This window comes from Streptomyces sp. A0642 (assembly GCF_004795105.1).
Lineage (GTDB): Bacteria > Actinomycetota > Actinomycetes > Streptomycetales > Streptomycetaceae > Streptomyces.
The window spans coordinates 188,617-203,984 of record NZ_SSBL01000004.1 but is presented as its reverse complement, the minus strand read 5'-3'; the positions used below and the strand labels follow the sequence as shown (position 1 = coordinate 203,984).

Below are 15,368 nucleotides of genomic sequence, written 5' to 3'. Positions count from 1 at the left end.
GACGACGTTGAACACCAGCGCCCTCGACACCTCCTTCCTCGACCGCACCGTGGCCGACGTACGCGGCAACGCCGAGTCCTGGTCCACCCTCCCGCTCACCGAACGCATCGCTCTCCTGGAGGCGTTGCAGCCGCGCGTGGTCGCGCGTGCGGCCGAGATGGCCGCTGCGGGCTCCGGGGCGAAGGGGTACGAACCAGCCTCCCCCTGGGCGGCGGAAGACTGGATGGGCGGCCCGTGGGCCCTGGTCCAGAACACCGCGGCGCTTCTGCACGTCCTCCGACGGATCGCAGCGGGCAGGGATCCGCTGGACGCCAGGGCAGTCCACGAGGAGAACGGCCGCACCCACGTGGACGTCTTCCCCGCCACCGGCTGGGACACCCTGCTGCTCAACGGCTTCCGAGCGCGTGTGTGGATGCGCCCCGGCATCACGGCGGAGCAGGCGCGGACGCGCGCCGCGGGCGAGTACCGCGGCAGGCAGGGGAAGCCGGCCGTGGCCCTGGTGCTCGGCGCCGGCAACGTCGCCGCGATCACCGCGCTGGACATCCTGCACAAGCTCTACGCCGAGGGCCAGGTGGTCATCGCCAAGATGAACCCGGTCAACGCGTATCTGCGCCCCCACTTCGAGTACGTCTTCGCCGAGTTCGTCGAACGGGGCTGGCTTCGTTTCGTCGACGGCGGCGCGGCCGAGGGCGCGTATCTCACGCGCCACGACGGCGTCGACGCCATTCACGTCACCGGCAGCGACCGCACCTACGACGCCATCGTCTGGGGCACCGACGAGGACGCCGAACAGCGCCGCCGCGACGATCTCCCGCTGATCGCCAAGCCGTTCAGCAGCGAACTGGGCGGCGTCAGCCCCTGCATCGTGGCCCCGGGCCCGTGGAGCGACGCCGACTTCCGCTTCCAGGCCGAACACATCGTCACCAGCAAGATGAACAACTCGGGCCATAACTGCATCGCCAGCCAGATCCTGGTCCTGCCGCGCGACTGGGACGGCACCGAGCGGCTGCTCGACGAGATCCGGCGGGTGCTGCGCGAGCTGCCGCCGCGCACCGACTACTACCCCGGCGCCGCGGGCCGTCTCGCCGCGGTACGCGAGGCACATCCCCAGGCGGAGACGCACGGCGAGGACTGCCGACTGCTCGTCCCCGACATCACCGACCACCACGACGACGTTCTGATCGCCGACGAGGTCTTCGGCAGCGCCCTGGGCGTCGTACGCCTGCCCGGCGCGACCCCGGCCGAGTTCCTCCGCCACGCCGTCGACTTCGCCAACGACACCTTGCCCGGCACCCTCGGAGCCACCCTGATCGTCCACCCGAGGACCGAGAAGGCCCACGTGGAGGCGGTGCGCACCGCCATCGCCGGTCTGCGTTACGGCACCCTGGGCGTCAACTGCTGGTCGGGGGTGGGGTTCCTGCTCGGCTACACCCCGTGGGGCGCCTTCCCCGGCCACACCCGGCAGGACATCGGCAGCGGCATCGGCTTCGTGCACAACGCGTTCATGCTCGCGGACGTCGAGAAGACGGTGCTGCGCGCACCCTTCGCGCCCGCTCCGCGCGGGCTGGTCACGGGCGACCCCTCCCTGTCGCCCCGCCCCCCGTACTTCGTCACCAACCGCACCGCACTGACGACGGTGCAACGCCTCATCCGCTTCACGGCCGCGCCGAGCCTCGTCAAGCTGCCCGCTCTCTTCGCCTCCGCGCTGCGGGGCTGACCCTCGGTCGCCCGCGGCCCTCCCTGCCCCGTATCCGCCACCCCTTCGGCGCCCGCCGAAGACTCCCCAACGGAGACCTCGTGCTCAATCTCGCCACCCTGCTGGAGAACAGCGCCCGCACCGTCCCCGAGCGCACCGCCGTCGTGCTGGGCACCCAGCGGCTGACCTACGCCGAGCTCGACGCGACCGCCCGGCGGGTTGCCGGCCTGCTGCGGTCGCGCGGTATCCAGCCCGGAGACAAGGTCGCACTGTCCTGCCCGAACCTCCCCTGGTTCCCGGTCGTTTACTACGGCATCCTCAAGGCCGGCGCGGTGGTCGTCCCGCTCAACGTGCTGCTCAAGGGCCGGGAGATCGCTTACCATCTCGCCGACTCCGAAGCGAAGGCGTACTTCTGCTTCGAGGGCACTGCGGACCTCCCGACGGGGCAGGAGGGGTGGTCAGGCTTCGGTGAGACCCCCGGCTGCGACAACTTCTTCCTGATGACCGCCACCAGCGCCCACTCCCCGATCGAGGGCGCCGAGACCCTGACCGCGGCCCTGGCCGACCAGAGTGCAGACTTCGAGACGGCGGCCACCGACTCCTCCGACACCGCGGTCATCCTCTACACCTCCGGCACCACCGGCCGCCCCAAGGGCGCGGAGCTCACGCACTCCAATCTGGTGCTCAACGTCCTCACCTGTCACAAGCTGTTCGGCGAGGTCGAGCATGACGTCCACCTGATCACCCTGCCGCTCTTCCACTCCTTCGGCCAGGTCGTCCAGATGAACGCCGGCATCGCCTCCCGGGCGACGCTCGTGCTGCTGCCACGCTTCGACGGCCGCTCGGCCCTGGCCCTGATGCAGCGTCATGCCGTCACGTTCTTCGCGGGCGTTCCCACGATGTACTGGGCGCTGCTCGAAGAGGAGGCGCCCGGTGTCGACCTGTCACTGATCGCCAAGAACCTGCGGATGGCCGGGTCGGGAGCGTCGGCACTGCCGGCCGAGATCCACCGCCGCTTCCGTGAACGGTTCGGGGTCACGATCATGGAAGGCTACGGCCTCTCGGAGACCAGCCCTGTGGCCACCTTCGTGCCGCCCGGCGAGGAGGCGCGTCCGGGCTCCATCGGGCGCCCCGTCTGGGGCGTCGAGGTGGACCTGGTCGACAAGGACGGGACACCGGTCCAGGGCGCGGACGCCATCGGCGAGGTCGTCATCCGTGGCCACAACACCATGAAGGGGTACTACAACCAGCCCGAGGCGACCGCCGAGGTGATGCGCAACGGATGGTTCCGCACCGGAGACCTGGCCCGCCGCGACGCCGACGGATGGTTCTACATCGTGGACCGCGCCAAGGACATGATCATCCGCGGTGGCTTCAACGTGTACCCGCGGGAGATCGAGGAGGTTTTGCTCACCCACCCCGCCGTGCGCATGGCGGCCGTCATCGGTGTCCCGCACGACCGTCACGGCGAGGAGGTCAAGGCGTGCGTGGTCCGCGCTCCGAGAGCGACGCTCACCGAGGAGGAGCTGATCGGCTGGTGCAGGGACGAGATGGCCGGCTACAAGTACCCCCGTCTCGTGGAGTTCCGCGATGTCCTGCCCATGAATGCCACCGGCAAGATCCTCAAGCGCGAGCTGAGGGGCCCGGAGCACCGGATGACCGACACGGCTCGTCAGACACCGGGGGCGTCCACCGCGTCGGGCGTCCCGGGCAGGCTCGGGACGACCGGGAGTGTCCACTGAAGGTGGCGATGGCCTTCGTCCAGCCCGGCGTGGCGGCGTCGCGCCCTTCGTGGGGCCTGTCCCTCCACGTGCGGGCCGAGCCGGTCAGGCCGGGCGTCGCTCGGGCGGCCCACCCGCGACGGTGAGCAGGTCCACGACGAAGATCAGCGTCGAGTCCGCCGGGATCAACGGAGAGGGTGACTGCCTGCCGTATCCAAGACGCGGGGGAACGATGATCTCGCGTCGGCCACCGGCCCTCATTCCCCGCACTCCCCGGTCCCAGCCCTTGATGACCTTGCCACCGCCCACGGCGAACTTGAACGGGCGGCCCCGCTCCCAGGAGGAGTCGAACTCTCTGCCCGACGCGAACGTGACCCCCACATAGTGGACGTGGACGACCCTGCCCGGCTGGGCCTCGGGTCCGTCTCCGATCACGAGGTCCCGGACTGTCAGCTCGGTGGGCGCGTCACCCCCGGGAACCTCGACTCCCGGCTTCGTCGGTTCGCTCATCACGGTTCCCTCGCTCGCCACCGGGCCCCCGCACGGGCAGTCCGGACACATGGACCCTCCATGCGGCACATGATCACGCTACCGGCCATGACCACGCCGGCGGGGCCGCCCCGCTCCCTCCGTCCGCCCCGTCTCAGCCTTCCCGCGCCATCGGCGTGGTGAGTTCTCCCGATCCGCGGATGATCAGCCGGGTGGGCACGGTGAGGGTGCGGGCGCGGGAGCGGTCGCCGTCCAGGCGTGCCAGGGCGGTCTCCGCCGCCTTCCGGCCGATCTCCTCCGGGTCCTGGGCCACGACGGTCAGGGCGGGTTCGAGGGCTTCGGCGAGCGGTACGTCGTCGAAGGCGACCACGGCGACGTCCTTGCGCTTGCTGCGGGCCAGTTCGGCGACCATCCCCAGGGCGACGATGTTGTTCCCGGCGAACAGGGCGGTGGGGGGATCCGCCGACTCCAGCAGGCGGGAGGTGCAGAGGGCGGCACCGTGCTGGTCGTGGGCGTTGATGACCAGGGAACGGTCGTGGGGGAGGCCGGCTTCTGCCAGGGCCGAGCGGTATCCGGCCAGCCGTTCACGGCGGGTGTAGAGGTTGGTGGGGAGGTCGCCGACGAAGCCGATGCGGCGGTGGCCGTGGGCGATCAGGTGGGCGACACCCTCGTGCGCTCCGGCACGGTTGGAACTGACGACGCTGTCCGTGGCCAGCCCGGCTCCCGGCCGGTCGACGAAGACGACGGGCAGCCCCGTGCTCCGGTGGGTCCGCAGGTGGGAGTGGTCGGAGCCGACGGACGGGATGACCATCAGGATGCTGATGCGGCGGGCGAGGAACGTGTCGGTCAGTTCCCGTTCGCGTGCGGGTTCGTCCGCGGAGGCCCCCATGAGCAGCGTCAGGCCGCGGTCCCGCACGACGTCCTCGATGCCGCCGGCCACCGCTCCGAAGAACGGGTTGCCGAGGTCGGGCACGACGAGGCCGATGGTCGTGTCGGGACCGCCGACACGGATGTTGCGAGCCATCAGGTTCGGCTGGAAGCCGAGCTTGGCCACGGCGGCGAGCACCTGTTCCCTGGTCCGGGCCGAGGCGGGTCCGTCCTCGTTGAGCACCCGGGAGACCGTCTTGGCGCTGACGCCTACTTCTCGGGCGACGTCGGCCAGGGTGGGGCGGCGGTTCGCTGCCATGGAGCGGGGATCTCCCTGTGCTCGTCGGTTCCGGCCGCGGCCTCGGCCGGAACCTGTGAGTGGTGCGTCGGGTCAGGTGGCCTGGACTCCCGCCGCCTCCGCGGCCTCGGAATCCGCTATGACAGTACCTCCGGCTCCATCGAGGGTCAGCGCTCCGGTCATGATGGCGACGACTTCGGCCATGGTGTGGTCGGAGGGTTTGATCACGGCGGCGCGGCGGCCCAGCCGGTGGACGTGGATCCGGTCGGCGATCTCGAAGACGTGGGGCATGTTGTGGCTGATCAGGACCACGGGCATGCCCTTGTCGCGGACCCGGCGGATCAGGTCGAGGACCTGCCCGGATTCCTTGACGCCCAGGGCGGCGGTGGGTTCGTCCATGACGACGACGCTGCGCGCCCAGGCGACCGAGCGTGCGACGGCCACGGCCTGCCGCTGTCCCCCGGAGAGGGTTTCGACCGCCTGCGTGAGTGACCGCAGTCCGATCTTGAGGTCGGCCATGTGCTCCGCGGCCTCCTGACGCATCCGCTTCTTGTCCAGCATGCGGAAGGCGCTGCCGAGGATGCCGGGCCGGCGCAGTTCGCGTCCCAGGAACATGTTCGAGGCGATGTCCATCGAGGCGGCGACCGCCAGGTCCTGGTAGACCGTCTCGATGCCGTGTGCGCGTGCGCTCTGCGGCCCGGTGAACCGGATGAGTTCACCGTTGAGGCGTATCTCGCCCGCGTCCGGGGTCACGGCGCCGGTGAGCGCCTTGATCAGGCTGGTCTTGCCGGCTCCGTTGTCGCCGATGACCGCGAGGACCTCGCCGGGCATCAGGTCGAAGTCGGCGCCGTCGATGGCGGTGACGTGTCCGTAGCGCTTGACCAGACCGCGGGCCTGGAGAACGGGGGTGGGAGTGGTGGCGGTCATCGGGCCTTCCTCCGGGACATCTGGTCGACGGTCACCGCGAGGATCACGAGGATCCCGGTGATCAGGGTCTGGTAGATGGAGGCCACGCCCATCAGCTGGAGGCCGTTGCGGAAGACGCCGACGATGAGGACACCGATGAAGGTGCCCAGGACCGAGCCGCGTCCGCCGAAGAGGCTGGTGCCGCCGAGGACCACGGCGGTGATGCTGTCGAGGTTCTCGGTCTGTCCCGCCTGCGGGTCGCCCACCCCGGTACGGGAGATGAGCAGCAGGGCCGCGAGGCCGTACAGCACGCCGGCCACGGTGTAGATGCCGATGGTCAGGCGGGAGGTGCGGATGCCGTTGAGGCGTGCGGCTTCCTGGCTGTTGCCCAGGGCGTAGACATGGCGGCCCCAGCCGGTGTTGCCGAGGGCGTAGGCCAGGAGGAGGAAGAGGCCGATGGTGACCAGCGAGCCGTAGGTGATGTCCGTGCGGCCGAGCGGAAAGGTCTCTCCGAGGGCGGTCAGCGGCCCGGGCAGGCCGGTGACGGTCTGTTCTTCGGAGTAGATGTGTGTCAGGGCGAACGCCACGTTGAGCATGCCGAGCGTCACGATGAACGGCGGCAGCGGGATCTTCTGCACCAGAAGCCCGTTGAGGAGCCCGAAGCCGCCGCAGACGACCAGGCCCGCCGTGACGGCCAGCAGCGGGGGCAGGGTGCCCTCGGCCGCCATCCTGGCGATCACGATGCTGCCGAACGCCATCACGGCACCGCACGACAGGTCGATGCCGGCCGTGAGGATGATCAGTGTCTGGCCGATGGCCAGGGTGCCGACGACCATGACCTGCTGCACGATCAGCGAGAAGTTCCCGCCCGTGAGGAACTGGTCCGTCGACAGGGAGAAGAACGCACAGGCGAGGAGGAGGGCGGCCAGAGGGCCGGTGGTGGGCGCGGTGAGGAGTCTGCGGGCCGTGGTCGGCGTCTTGAGTCCGGCGTACGGCGCGGTGGTGGCTGTCATACGAAGTCCTTGTCGGAAAAGCGGTGGTCCTCGGGGGAGGACGGAGGGGCGGCCGTCCCTGACCGGGCGGGGCCGGCCGCCCCGCCGGCGGGTTTCGGACGGCGGCTGCTCGGGAGGCGGTCGGCTCAGCCCCAGCAGTTGTCCAGGCCGTAGGCGGTGTCCTTCGACGTGACCCCCGCCTGGGCCTTGTCGGTGATCAGGCTGACGCCGGTGTCGGTGTAACCGGTCGCCTTCCTGCCGTTCCCGGCGTACTTCACGACGGCCCCGACGCCTTCCGCGGCCATCTTCAGCGGATACTGCTGGGAGGTCGCGGCGATCTTGCCCTCCTTGACCGCCCGCGTCCCGGTGCAGCCTCCGTCGACGGAGACGATCAGGACGTCCTTCTCCCGGCCCTTGGCCTTCAGCGCGGTGTACGCGCCCAGGGCTGCGGGCTCGTTGATGGTGTAGACGACGTTGATGCCGGGTGCCTTCTGAAGGCAGTTCTCCATCGCGGTCTGGCCCTTGGCCTGGTCGCCTCCGGTGTCCTGCGAGCAGACGATCGCCGGGTCCTTCTCGCCGACACCGAAGCCCTTGAGGAAGCCGTTGTGGCGCTGGACGCCGACGGCGACGCCCGGCGCCAGGTCGAGGGTGGCTATCTTGGCCTTCTTGCCCTTCATCGAGGCTTTGGCGTAGGAGCCGATCATCTCCCCGGCCCTCACGTTGTCGGTGGCGAAGAGGGCGTCGACGGCGCTCTCGGGGTCGGTGGGGGAATCCAGGGCGATGACCAGAATCCCCTTGGCCCGTGCCTTGGCGAGGGCCGGCACGATCGCCTGGGAGTCGCTCGGGGTGATCAGGATGCCCTTCACCCCCACGGCGATCATGTTCTCGATCGCGGTGACCTGACCGGCGTTGTCCCCGTCGAACTTTCCTGCGGAGCTGATCAGTTGTGCGCCGCTCTCCTTGGCGGCCTTCTCCGCGCCCTCCTTCATCTTCACGAAGAACGGGTTGGTGTCCGTCTTGGTGATCAGGCCGACCTTGACGCCGTCCGAGCCGTTGCCCGCCGAATCGGAGCCGGAGCCGGATCCGCAGGCTGTCAGGGCGAGAGCCGCGATGCCCGTGCAGGCGGCGGCTCTGATCAGGGAGGGGGTCAGACGAATGGTGCGAGGCATGAACGACTCCTGCGGGATCGCGCGCGGCTCGGCCGGCATCGAAGCATGCCGACCCGGGGTGTCATCGTTGACTTATGTCATCGTTGACACTGCTTGCCGAGGATGATGGACTCCGTCTCCCGGGCACGTCAATGCCTTACCGCTGTAACGAATCGGCAACGTCCTCGGCCATCGTTCTTCCGCAGCCGCCACGTCCGCGCCGCGACGTACTCGGCTCGCCCCGTCCGTTCGTCAGAGAAGAGCAGCCCATGACTCCGCGTCAGATCACCGTGCTGGGCGAATGCGTCGCGGACGCGTTCACCCGGCCCGCAAGCGCTCCGCATGAGCTCGACCTGCATGTACTGCCCGGTGGCGGGCCGGCGAACACGGCCGTGGCGCTGGCCCGGCTGGGCACTCCGTCCCGCTTCCTCGCGCGGCTGTCCGGGGACGTGTTCGGCCGGCTGTTCCGGGCCCGTCTCGAAGCTTCGGGGGTGGACCTGTCGGACGCCGTCGTGGCGTCGGAGCCGAGCACCCTGGCGGTGGCGGAGCTCGACGCCCGGGGACAGGCCGCGTATGCGTTCCACGCGCAGAGCACGGCCGACTGGCAGTGGTCGAGCGCCGAACTGGCCGGCGTCGACCTGTCCTCCACCGCTTGCCTGCACACGGGGTCGCTCGCCCTGGTCCAGGAGCCCGGGGCGGCGGTGGTGGAGGAGTTCCTGGCGGGAGCCGCGTCCCGGACCACCGTCAGCATCGATCCCAACGTCCGGCCGCTGCTGGTGGATCCCGCGACCTACCGCGCGAGGCTGCGGCACTGGTGCGCCCTCGCGGACATACTGCGGCTGAGCGAGGACGACCTCGGGCTCCTTCTGCCGCACACGCCCCTCGACCGGGCGTGCGACGTCTGGCACGCGGCCGGCGCGCGGCTCATCGTGGTCACGCGAGGCGCCGAGGGCGCTCTCGTCTCGCTGGACGGCGAGCGGGTGCACGTGCCCGCCGTGACGGCGCGGGTCGTCGACACGGTCGGGGCGGGTGACTCCTTCACCGCGGGTCTGCTGCACCACCTCGGTGCGCGCGGGCTCCTCGGGGGGCGGTTGACCGGTCTCCGTCTGGACGAGGTGGCGGAAGCCTGTCTGTTCGCCGCCCAGGTCGCGGCCCTGACCTGCTCGGTCGTCGGACCGAACCCTCCTTGGCGGAGCCAGTTGCCCGCGTGGGAGGCGGCGGACCCGTACGTGACGGGCAGTCCGGCCGCGCCGGGGAGAACGCGTCCCAGCCGTTGACGCGTCGGCCGGAGTGCGCCCATCATCGGCTGCACCCGGTGTCATCGCTGACATAAGTCAACGATGACATTCGTCGGCCGACGCGATGCCCCTGCGTCGGCAGGGCCTCCCTTTCCGTTCCGTACGCAGCCGGGGCGCACCCGCCTGCGGAGACGGCCGCAGCCCAGGAGACACCATGACCTCCAGATCCGTATCCCGGCACGCCCGCACGCGGATGATCGCCGCGACGGCGACCGTATGCGCCCTGTCCGCCGCGCTCTTGGCCCCCCAGGCCGTCGCCTCCGGCACCGGGACGTACAGCGAGACCTACCGGCCCCTGTTCCACTACACGCCGCAGAAGAACTGGATGAACGACCCCAACGGCCTGGTGTACTACCGGGGCGAGTACCACCTCTTCTACCAGTACAACCCGAACGGCAGCTCCTGGGGCGACATGTCCTGGGGGCACGCGGTGAGTACCGACCTGGTGCACTGGAAGGAGCTGCCGCTCGCCCTGTCCCACGACGACGAGGAGATGGTGTTCTCCGGCAGCGCGGTCGTCGACTGGAACAACACCACCGGATTCGGCACCAAGAAGAACCCGCCCATGGTGGCGATCTACACCAGCCACGACAAGGGCAGCGGCACGCAGGCCCAGTCGCTCGCCTACAGCAACGACGGCGGCCGTACGTTCACCAAGTACGACGGCAACCCCGTCATCGACATCGGCTCCAAGGAGTTCCGCGACCCCAAGGTCCAGTGGTACGCGCCGACCGGGAGCTGGCTCATGACGGTGTCGTTGTCCACCGAGCACAAGGTGCGGTTCTACTCCTCGAAGAATCTCAAGGACTGGGACCGGCTCAGCGAGTTCGGGCCGGCCGGCGCGACGGGCGGCGTGTGGGAGTGCCCCGACCTCTTCCCCCTCGCGGTCGACGGGAACAAGAAGAACATCAAGTGGGTCCTGGTCGTCAACATCAACCCCGGCGGCATCGCCGGCGGCTCCGGCGCCCAGTACTTCGTCGGTGATTTCGACGGCACGAAGTTCACCGCCGACGACAAGGGCTCCTACACCCCGCCCACCGGCACCGTCGTGCAGGACTTCGAGGACTCCGGCTTCGGCGCCTGGACGACGACCGGCACCGCCTTCGGCCAGGGGCCGGCGGCCGGTGCGCTGACCGGGCAGGGGCCCGTCACCGGATTCGAGGGGAAGGGCCTCGCCAACAGCTTCTACGCGGGTGACGGCGGCACCGGGACCCTTTCGTCCCCGGCCTTCACCGTCGACAGCCCCTACCTCAACTTCAAGATCGCCGGGGGACGCCACCCCCACCGGGCCGGCACCGTGCAGGAACGGGGGCCCGTGCCCGAGGGGACGGTCCTCGCCGACTTCGAAGGGGGCACCTACGGCGGCTGGGCGGTCACGGGTGATGCCTTCGGAACCGCACCGGCCACCGGCGGCCACGCCGGACAGCAGGAGGTCACCGGCTTCCTCGGCGGCGGACTGGCCAACTCGTTCCTGAACGGCGACTCCACGACCGGCAGCCTGGCCTCGCCGGAGTTCACCATCGACAAGAACTACATCGATTTCCTCATCGGCGGCGGCAACCATCCCGCGAGCCGGGCCGAACCCACCGCGGTCGAACTCCTCGTCGACGGCAAGGTGGTGCGCAGCGCCACCGGACACGACGGCGAGGCACTCGACTGGGACTCCTGGGACGTCCGCGAACTCGTCGGCAAGAGGGCGCAGATCAAGATCGTCGACCAGAACACCGGCGGCTGGGGCCACCTCAACGTCGACCACATCGTGCTCTCCGACACCCGGGCCCAGCCCGTCTCCAGGGAGACGGCCGTCAACCTGGTCGTCGACGGGGAGGTCGTCGGCAGCGCCACCGGCTCCGACAGCGAGACGCTGGACTGGGCCTCCATCGACATGCGTCCGTACGCCGGCAAGCAGGCACGGATCCAGATCGTCGACATGAACACCGGCGGCTGGGGCCAGATCATGGCCGACCGGTTCACCGCGGCCGCGACGCCCGCCAGGTCCGCCCTCCAGCGCGCCGACTGGGCCGACTACGGCAAGGACTACTACGCGGCCGTGTCCTGGGAGAACGCGCCGGGCGGCGAGCGGAACATGATCGGCTGGATGAACAACTGGGAGTACAGCGGTTCCGTCCCCACGTCCCCCTGGCGCGGCGCGCAGAGTGTCCCGCGCCAGATGGCTCTGCGCACCGTGGACGGCCGGATCAAGCTGACCAGCCGGCCGGTGAGCGGCCTGACCTCCCTGCGTGAGGGCCGCCCGGCGTCGGCCGGCACCACCACGGTGACCAGCACGTCACAGCCCCTGGGGGACGGCGCGGCCAAGGGCGGGGCGCTCGACATAGAGGCGGCCTTCTCCCTCGCGGACGCGGACCGGTTCGGGATCAAGGTGCGCACCGGTGCCGGCGGAGAGGAGACCGTCATCGGCTACGACACCACGACACAGGAGTTGTACGTGGACCGGACCCGATCCGGGGCCGTGGACTTCAGCGACACCTTCCCCGGCGTCCAGCGGGCGCCGCTGCGGGCCGAGAAGGGCAAGGTGAAGCTGCGGATCCTGGTCGACCGGTCGTCCGTCGAGGTCTTCGGCGGCGACGGCGAAGCGGTGATCACCGACCAGGTATTCCCCGATCCCGCCAGCCAGGGAGTGGAGGTCTTCGCCGAGAACGGCTCGGTGCGGCTGGACCGGGCCCGCGTCTGGCATCTCGGCTCCTCCCGCAGGTGACGCGAGTGACGACCGACCGGAAGGGACCGCACGTGAAGAAGACCCTGCTCGCCGAGTTCACCGCCCGCGAGGGAGCGCGGGAGGAGGTCGCGCGCCTGCTGCGGGAGTACGCCCGAACGGTGCGCGAGGAGGCCGGCAACCTGTCCTTCGAGGTCTGCACCCGTGCGTCCAGCCCTCGTGCCTACGTCATCTTCGAGACGTACGAGGACGAGGCGGCCTTCCGGCGCCACCTCACGGCGCCGTACGCCGAACCGTTCAACACGGCTCTCGCCCCGCTGATCGAGGAGGGCGCCTCGCGACTGACGTTCCTCGATTCCGCGTCCTGAGAACCCGACGCCGGCCGGAGCGCGACGCGGGTGACGCCGTCGGCCGGCCGCTCAGCCCATCTGGCGTCGTACCAGTTCATGGAGCCGCCCGCCCCTGTCCGCGAGGAGATCGGCGGGCGGCCCCTGCTGGACGATCCGGCCCTCCGCCATGACGATCACGCGGTCGGCGTCCATGACCGTGGACAGCCGGTGCGCGATGACGAGCCGGGTGGCGCGCAGGGACCTGGTGCTCTCGATCACCGTGCGCTGGGTCTCGTTGTCGAGCGCGCTGGTGGCCTCGTCGAAGAACAGGATGCGGGGACGCCGTACGAGCGCCTGGGCGATCATCAGCCGCTGACGCTGCCCGCCGGAGATCGTGCCGCCACCGGAGATCATGGTGTGCAGTCCCATCGGCATACGCTTGATGTCCTCGGCCAGCCCCGCCATCGCGGCGGCCTCCCACGCCTCCTCCTGGGTGAAGACCTCGGCGCCGCAGATGCAGTCCAGGATCGATCCGGACAGAGGCTGGGCGTTCTGCAGGACGACCCCGCACTGACGGCGCACGGCCGCCTGGTCGAGCGCCGTCAGGTCCTGGCCGTCGTACAGGACGCTGCCCGCGACCGGCTTGTCGAAGCCGATGAGGAGCCTCAGCAGGGTCGACTTGCCGCAACCGCTCGGGCCGACGACCGCGACGAACTCGCCCGGGCGCACGGTCAGCGACACGTCGTCGAGGACGAGCGGACCGTCCTCGGCGTAGCGGAAGGACACACCCCGGGCCTCGATCTCGCCGGACAGCTCGCCCGGCTGGGTGCTGGCGCCGCGTACCTCGGGAGCCTCGTCGAGCACCGGCCTGATCTGTTCGAACATCGGCAGCACGGCGGCCGCGGACACGAACGCACCGGTGAGCTGGGTGACGGCCGTCAGCAGCATCGTCACGGACGTGTTGAAGGTCAGGAACTCGGCGGCCGTCAGGGACCCGCGGGCGGGACCCGCCAGCAGGACGAAGATCACCAGCGAACACAGCGGCAGACAGACCGCGTTGAGGACCGTCGTCATGTTCTTGATCCGGCCCGCCCGCTTCTGCAGCTCGCGGCTGCGGGCGAACTCCGCCGCCCACGCCCCGTACGCGAAGCTCTCCGCCGCCGCGACCCGCAGCTTGGGCAGACCGCGCAGCGTCTGGAACGCCTGGTTGTTGAGCTTGTTGCCCAGCACGACCAGCCGGCGCTGCCAACGGAGCTCCCACAGGCCCATCGTGAGGAACACCCCGGCGATGACCACGAGCATCGCGACGGCGGTGAGTGCCAGCGGCACGCTGAACCAGAGCAGCAACCCCAGATTCATCGCCCCGAGGGTGCCCGCCTGCACCACGACCGGACCGGTGCCCGACAGCACCCTGCGGATGGAGCTCACCCCCATCGCCGCGCTCGCCAGTTCTCCCGTGGAGCGCTCAATGAAGAACTTCGTCGGCAGCCGCAGGAGCCGGTCCCAGACAGCGGGCTGGAGCGTGCTCTCGATCCGGCCCTCCATCCGCAGGATCGTGAGGTTCTGCAGCAGCATGAAGGCCGCCGAGACCACCCCGGAGATGATGACGGCCAAGGACACCTGCACGATGAGGGCGTTCTGGGCGCGGGGCACGTACACCCCGAGCACCCTGCCGGTCGCGACCGGCACCAGCGCCCCCAGCGCCACGGTCACCAGCCCCGCCAGGACCAGCCTCCGCAGGTCGCCCCGGGTGCCGAACAGGCCGAACCGCAGAAGCTGCCGCTTGTTCAACGGCAGTTCCGGCAGCGGCCGGTAGAACATCACGGCGCGCTCGTCGAACCCCTGCGCCGAGGAGCCGTCCACACGGCTGCGCCGCCCCGTGAGCGGGTTGACCGCCTCGTAGCGGCCCCGGCGCCGGAGCAGGGCGACCGGCGCTCCGGACGCGGCCCGACGGCCGACCAGCGGTCCGTAGTCCTCCCGCCACCAGCGTCCGTCGAGCCGCACCGTCCGGGTGCGGACGCGCGAGGCGACCGCGACCCGCTCCACGGGGTCGGCCCGGTCGCTCACCGCCCCGCCCGCCGGGGGCTCGCCCAGGACGATCCCGGAGTCGCGGGCCACCAGCAGGCAGGCCGCGTACACGGCGTCGTCCGAGGCGCCCGCCGCGGGCGTCGGGCCCTTCCGGGGCCGGCCGATCGAGGTGAGCAGCGCCTGGTCGGCCTCCTTGCGGACGGCCTCGCCCGCCTTCATGCCCGCGGCGGTCCGGTCCTCGTGGGCGCGCTCGAGCTGTTCGATCCAGCGGTCCAGAGCCGACAGCAGGCGGTACTGCTGGTTGACCATCCCCTGCCACATCGCCGCGTCGACGAGCAGGTCGCCCGCCGCCTCGGCGCTGAAGGCGGCACCGTACTGCACGCTCCCGGGCGATACCGGCAGCCACAGGACGTCGTCGTCGCCCACCGCGCCGTCGACGGTGGTCCGTCCGTCCAGCGGGGCCTCGAACAGGACCCGCTGGCTCCGGCCCACGCCGAGCGAGAAGGCGTGCTCCAGCAGGCTCAGCGTGGCGTCCCCGGTGTCGTAACTGCTGCTGTACTGCACTTCGTACGGTCCCTGGCCGCCGTCCTGCGGCCGGTACAGCTCACGCAGCGCGATCCGGCGCAGCACGCACTCCTGGAGCGGCCGCCCCACCAGGGTGTGCCGCGGGCCGTCGACCGGGCCCAGGACGAGGGTCCCCGGTTCGAGCCGGCCCAGGAAGTGCCAGTGCCCCTGCTCCACCGCGTCCACGGCGAACAGGTCGAGGGCCCCGTCCACGACGAGCCACAGCACCTGCGGCCCTTCCAGCGGCAGACTCCGCAGCCCGGCGCAGTCGACCGGCTCGCCGAGCGCTCCCAGTGCGGCGATGACGGGGTCGTGCCCGGGAGCCTCCGTGCCGGCGAGAGGGTGTGCGAATGCCACG

General features: G+C 70.5%; 11 protein-coding genes. 5 read left to right on the top strand and 6 right to left on the bottom strand.

Annotated features, from left to right (window positions below; genetic code table 11):
* Positions 1-7 precede the first annotated feature (7 nt).
* Both E6R60_RS10285 and E6R60_RS10280 read left to right on the top strand, forming a co-directional pair.
* A complete protein-coding gene (locus E6R60_RS10285) occupies positions 8-1,717 on the top strand; it encodes an aldehyde dehydrogenase family protein (RefSeq protein WP_136326171.1) in 1,710 nt (569 codons plus the stop codon).
* Positions 1,718-1,797: 80 nt separating this feature from the next.
* Positions 1,798-3,438 (top strand): long-chain fatty acid--CoA ligase, encoded by a 1,641-nt coding sequence (locus E6R60_RS10280; protein WP_136326170.1) that lies wholly within the window; start codon positions 1,798-1,800, stop codon positions 3,436-3,438.
* Positions 3,439-3,522: 84 nt separating this feature from the next.
* Here E6R60_RS10280 and E6R60_RS10275 read toward each other — a convergent pair whose 3' ends face one another.
* The 5 genes from E6R60_RS10275 to E6R60_RS10255 all read right to left on the bottom strand — a co-directional run bounded on the left by E6R60_RS10275 (position 3,523) and on the right by E6R60_RS10255 (position 8,138).
* Positions 3,523-3,927, bottom strand: coding sequence for an FKBP-type peptidyl-prolyl cis-trans isomerase (locus E6R60_RS10275; RefSeq protein ID WP_136326169.1), 405 nt, complete (start codon positions 3,925-3,927; stop codon positions 3,523-3,525).
* A gap of 133 nt (positions 3,928-4,060) precedes the next feature.
* A complete protein-coding gene (locus tag E6R60_RS10270) occupies positions 4,061-5,092 on the bottom strand; it encodes a LacI family DNA-binding transcriptional regulator (protein ID WP_136326168.1) in 1,032 nt (343 codons plus the stop codon).
* Between the two features lie 72 nt (positions 5,093-5,164).
* Entirely contained in the window at positions 5,165-5,998 is an 834-nt protein-coding gene (locus E6R60_RS10265; protein WP_136326167.1) for an ATP-binding cassette domain-containing protein, read from the bottom strand.
* On the bottom strand, positions 5,995-6,990 hold the full coding sequence (locus E6R60_RS10260) for an ABC transporter permease (protein WP_136326166.1): 996 nt from the start codon (positions 6,988-6,990) through the stop codon (positions 5,995-5,997). The genes E6R60_RS10265 and E6R60_RS10260 overlap by 4 nt, the downstream gene beginning before the upstream one ends.
* A 125-nt stretch (positions 6,991-7,115) precedes the next feature.
* Positions 7,116-8,138, bottom strand: coding sequence for a sugar ABC transporter substrate-binding protein (locus tag E6R60_RS10255; protein ID WP_136326165.1), 1,023 nt, complete (start codon positions 8,136-8,138; stop codon positions 7,116-7,118).
* A 248-nt stretch (positions 8,139-8,386) separates the two neighbouring features.
* Here E6R60_RS10255 and E6R60_RS10250 point away from each other — a divergent pair, with 248 nt between their 5' ends.
* The 3 genes from E6R60_RS10250 to E6R60_RS10240 all read left to right on the top strand — a co-directional run bounded on the left by E6R60_RS10250 (position 8,387) and on the right by E6R60_RS10240 (position 12,457).
* Positions 8,387-9,394, top strand: coding sequence for a carbohydrate kinase (locus E6R60_RS10250; protein WP_136326164.1), 1,008 nt, complete (start codon positions 8,387-8,389; stop codon positions 9,392-9,394).
* A 175-nt stretch (positions 9,395-9,569) separates the two neighbouring features.
* Positions 9,570-12,131: a glycoside hydrolase family 32 protein gene (locus E6R60_RS10245; RefSeq protein ID WP_136326163.1), complete on the top strand. Its 2,562-nt coding sequence runs from the start codon at positions 9,570-9,572 to the stop codon at positions 12,129-12,131.
* 32 nt (positions 12,132-12,163) lie between these two features.
* Positions 12,164-12,457 carry a putative quinol monooxygenase gene (locus tag E6R60_RS10240; protein WP_136326392.1) on the top strand — a complete coding sequence of 98 codons (294 nt, stop codon included), beginning with the start codon at positions 12,164-12,166 and terminating at the stop codon, positions 12,455-12,457.
* A gap of 51 nt (positions 12,458-12,508) precedes the next feature.
* Here the strand turns inward: E6R60_RS10240 and E6R60_RS10235 are convergent, their stop codons facing one another.
* Complete coding sequence (locus E6R60_RS10235) at positions 12,509-15,367, bottom strand: NHLP bacteriocin export ABC transporter permease/ATPase subunit (RefSeq protein WP_136326162.1); 2,859 nt, start codon at positions 15,365-15,367, stop codon at positions 12,509-12,511.
* Position 15,368: the final 1 nt, after the last annotated feature.

Coding starts and splice junctions, on each gene's coding strand:
- E6R60_RS10275 (WP_136326169.1), bottom strand. CDS start 3,927: ATGAGCGAACCGACGAAGCCGGGAGTCGAGGTTCCCGGGGGTGACGCG.
- E6R60_RS10270 (WP_136326168.1), bottom strand. CDS start 5,092: ATGGCAGCGAACCGCCGCCCCACCCTGGCCGACGTCGCCCGAGAAGTA.
- E6R60_RS10265 (WP_136326167.1), bottom strand. CDS start 5,998: ATGACCGCCACCACTCCCACCCCCGTTCTCCAGGCCCGCGGTCTGGTC.
- E6R60_RS10260 (WP_136326166.1), bottom strand. CDS start 6,990: ATGACAGCCACCACCGCGCCGTACGCCGGACTCAAGACGCCGACCACG.
- E6R60_RS10255 (WP_136326165.1), bottom strand. CDS start 8,138: ATGCCTCGCACCATTCGTCTGACCCCCTCCCTGATCAGAGCCGCCGCC.
- E6R60_RS10250 (WP_136326164.1), top strand. CDS start 8,387: ATGACTCCGCGTCAGATCACCGTGCTGGGCGAATGCGTCGCGGACGCG.
- E6R60_RS10245 (WP_136326163.1), top strand. CDS start 9,570: ATGACCTCCAGATCCGTATCCCGGCACGCCCGCACGCGGATGATCGCC.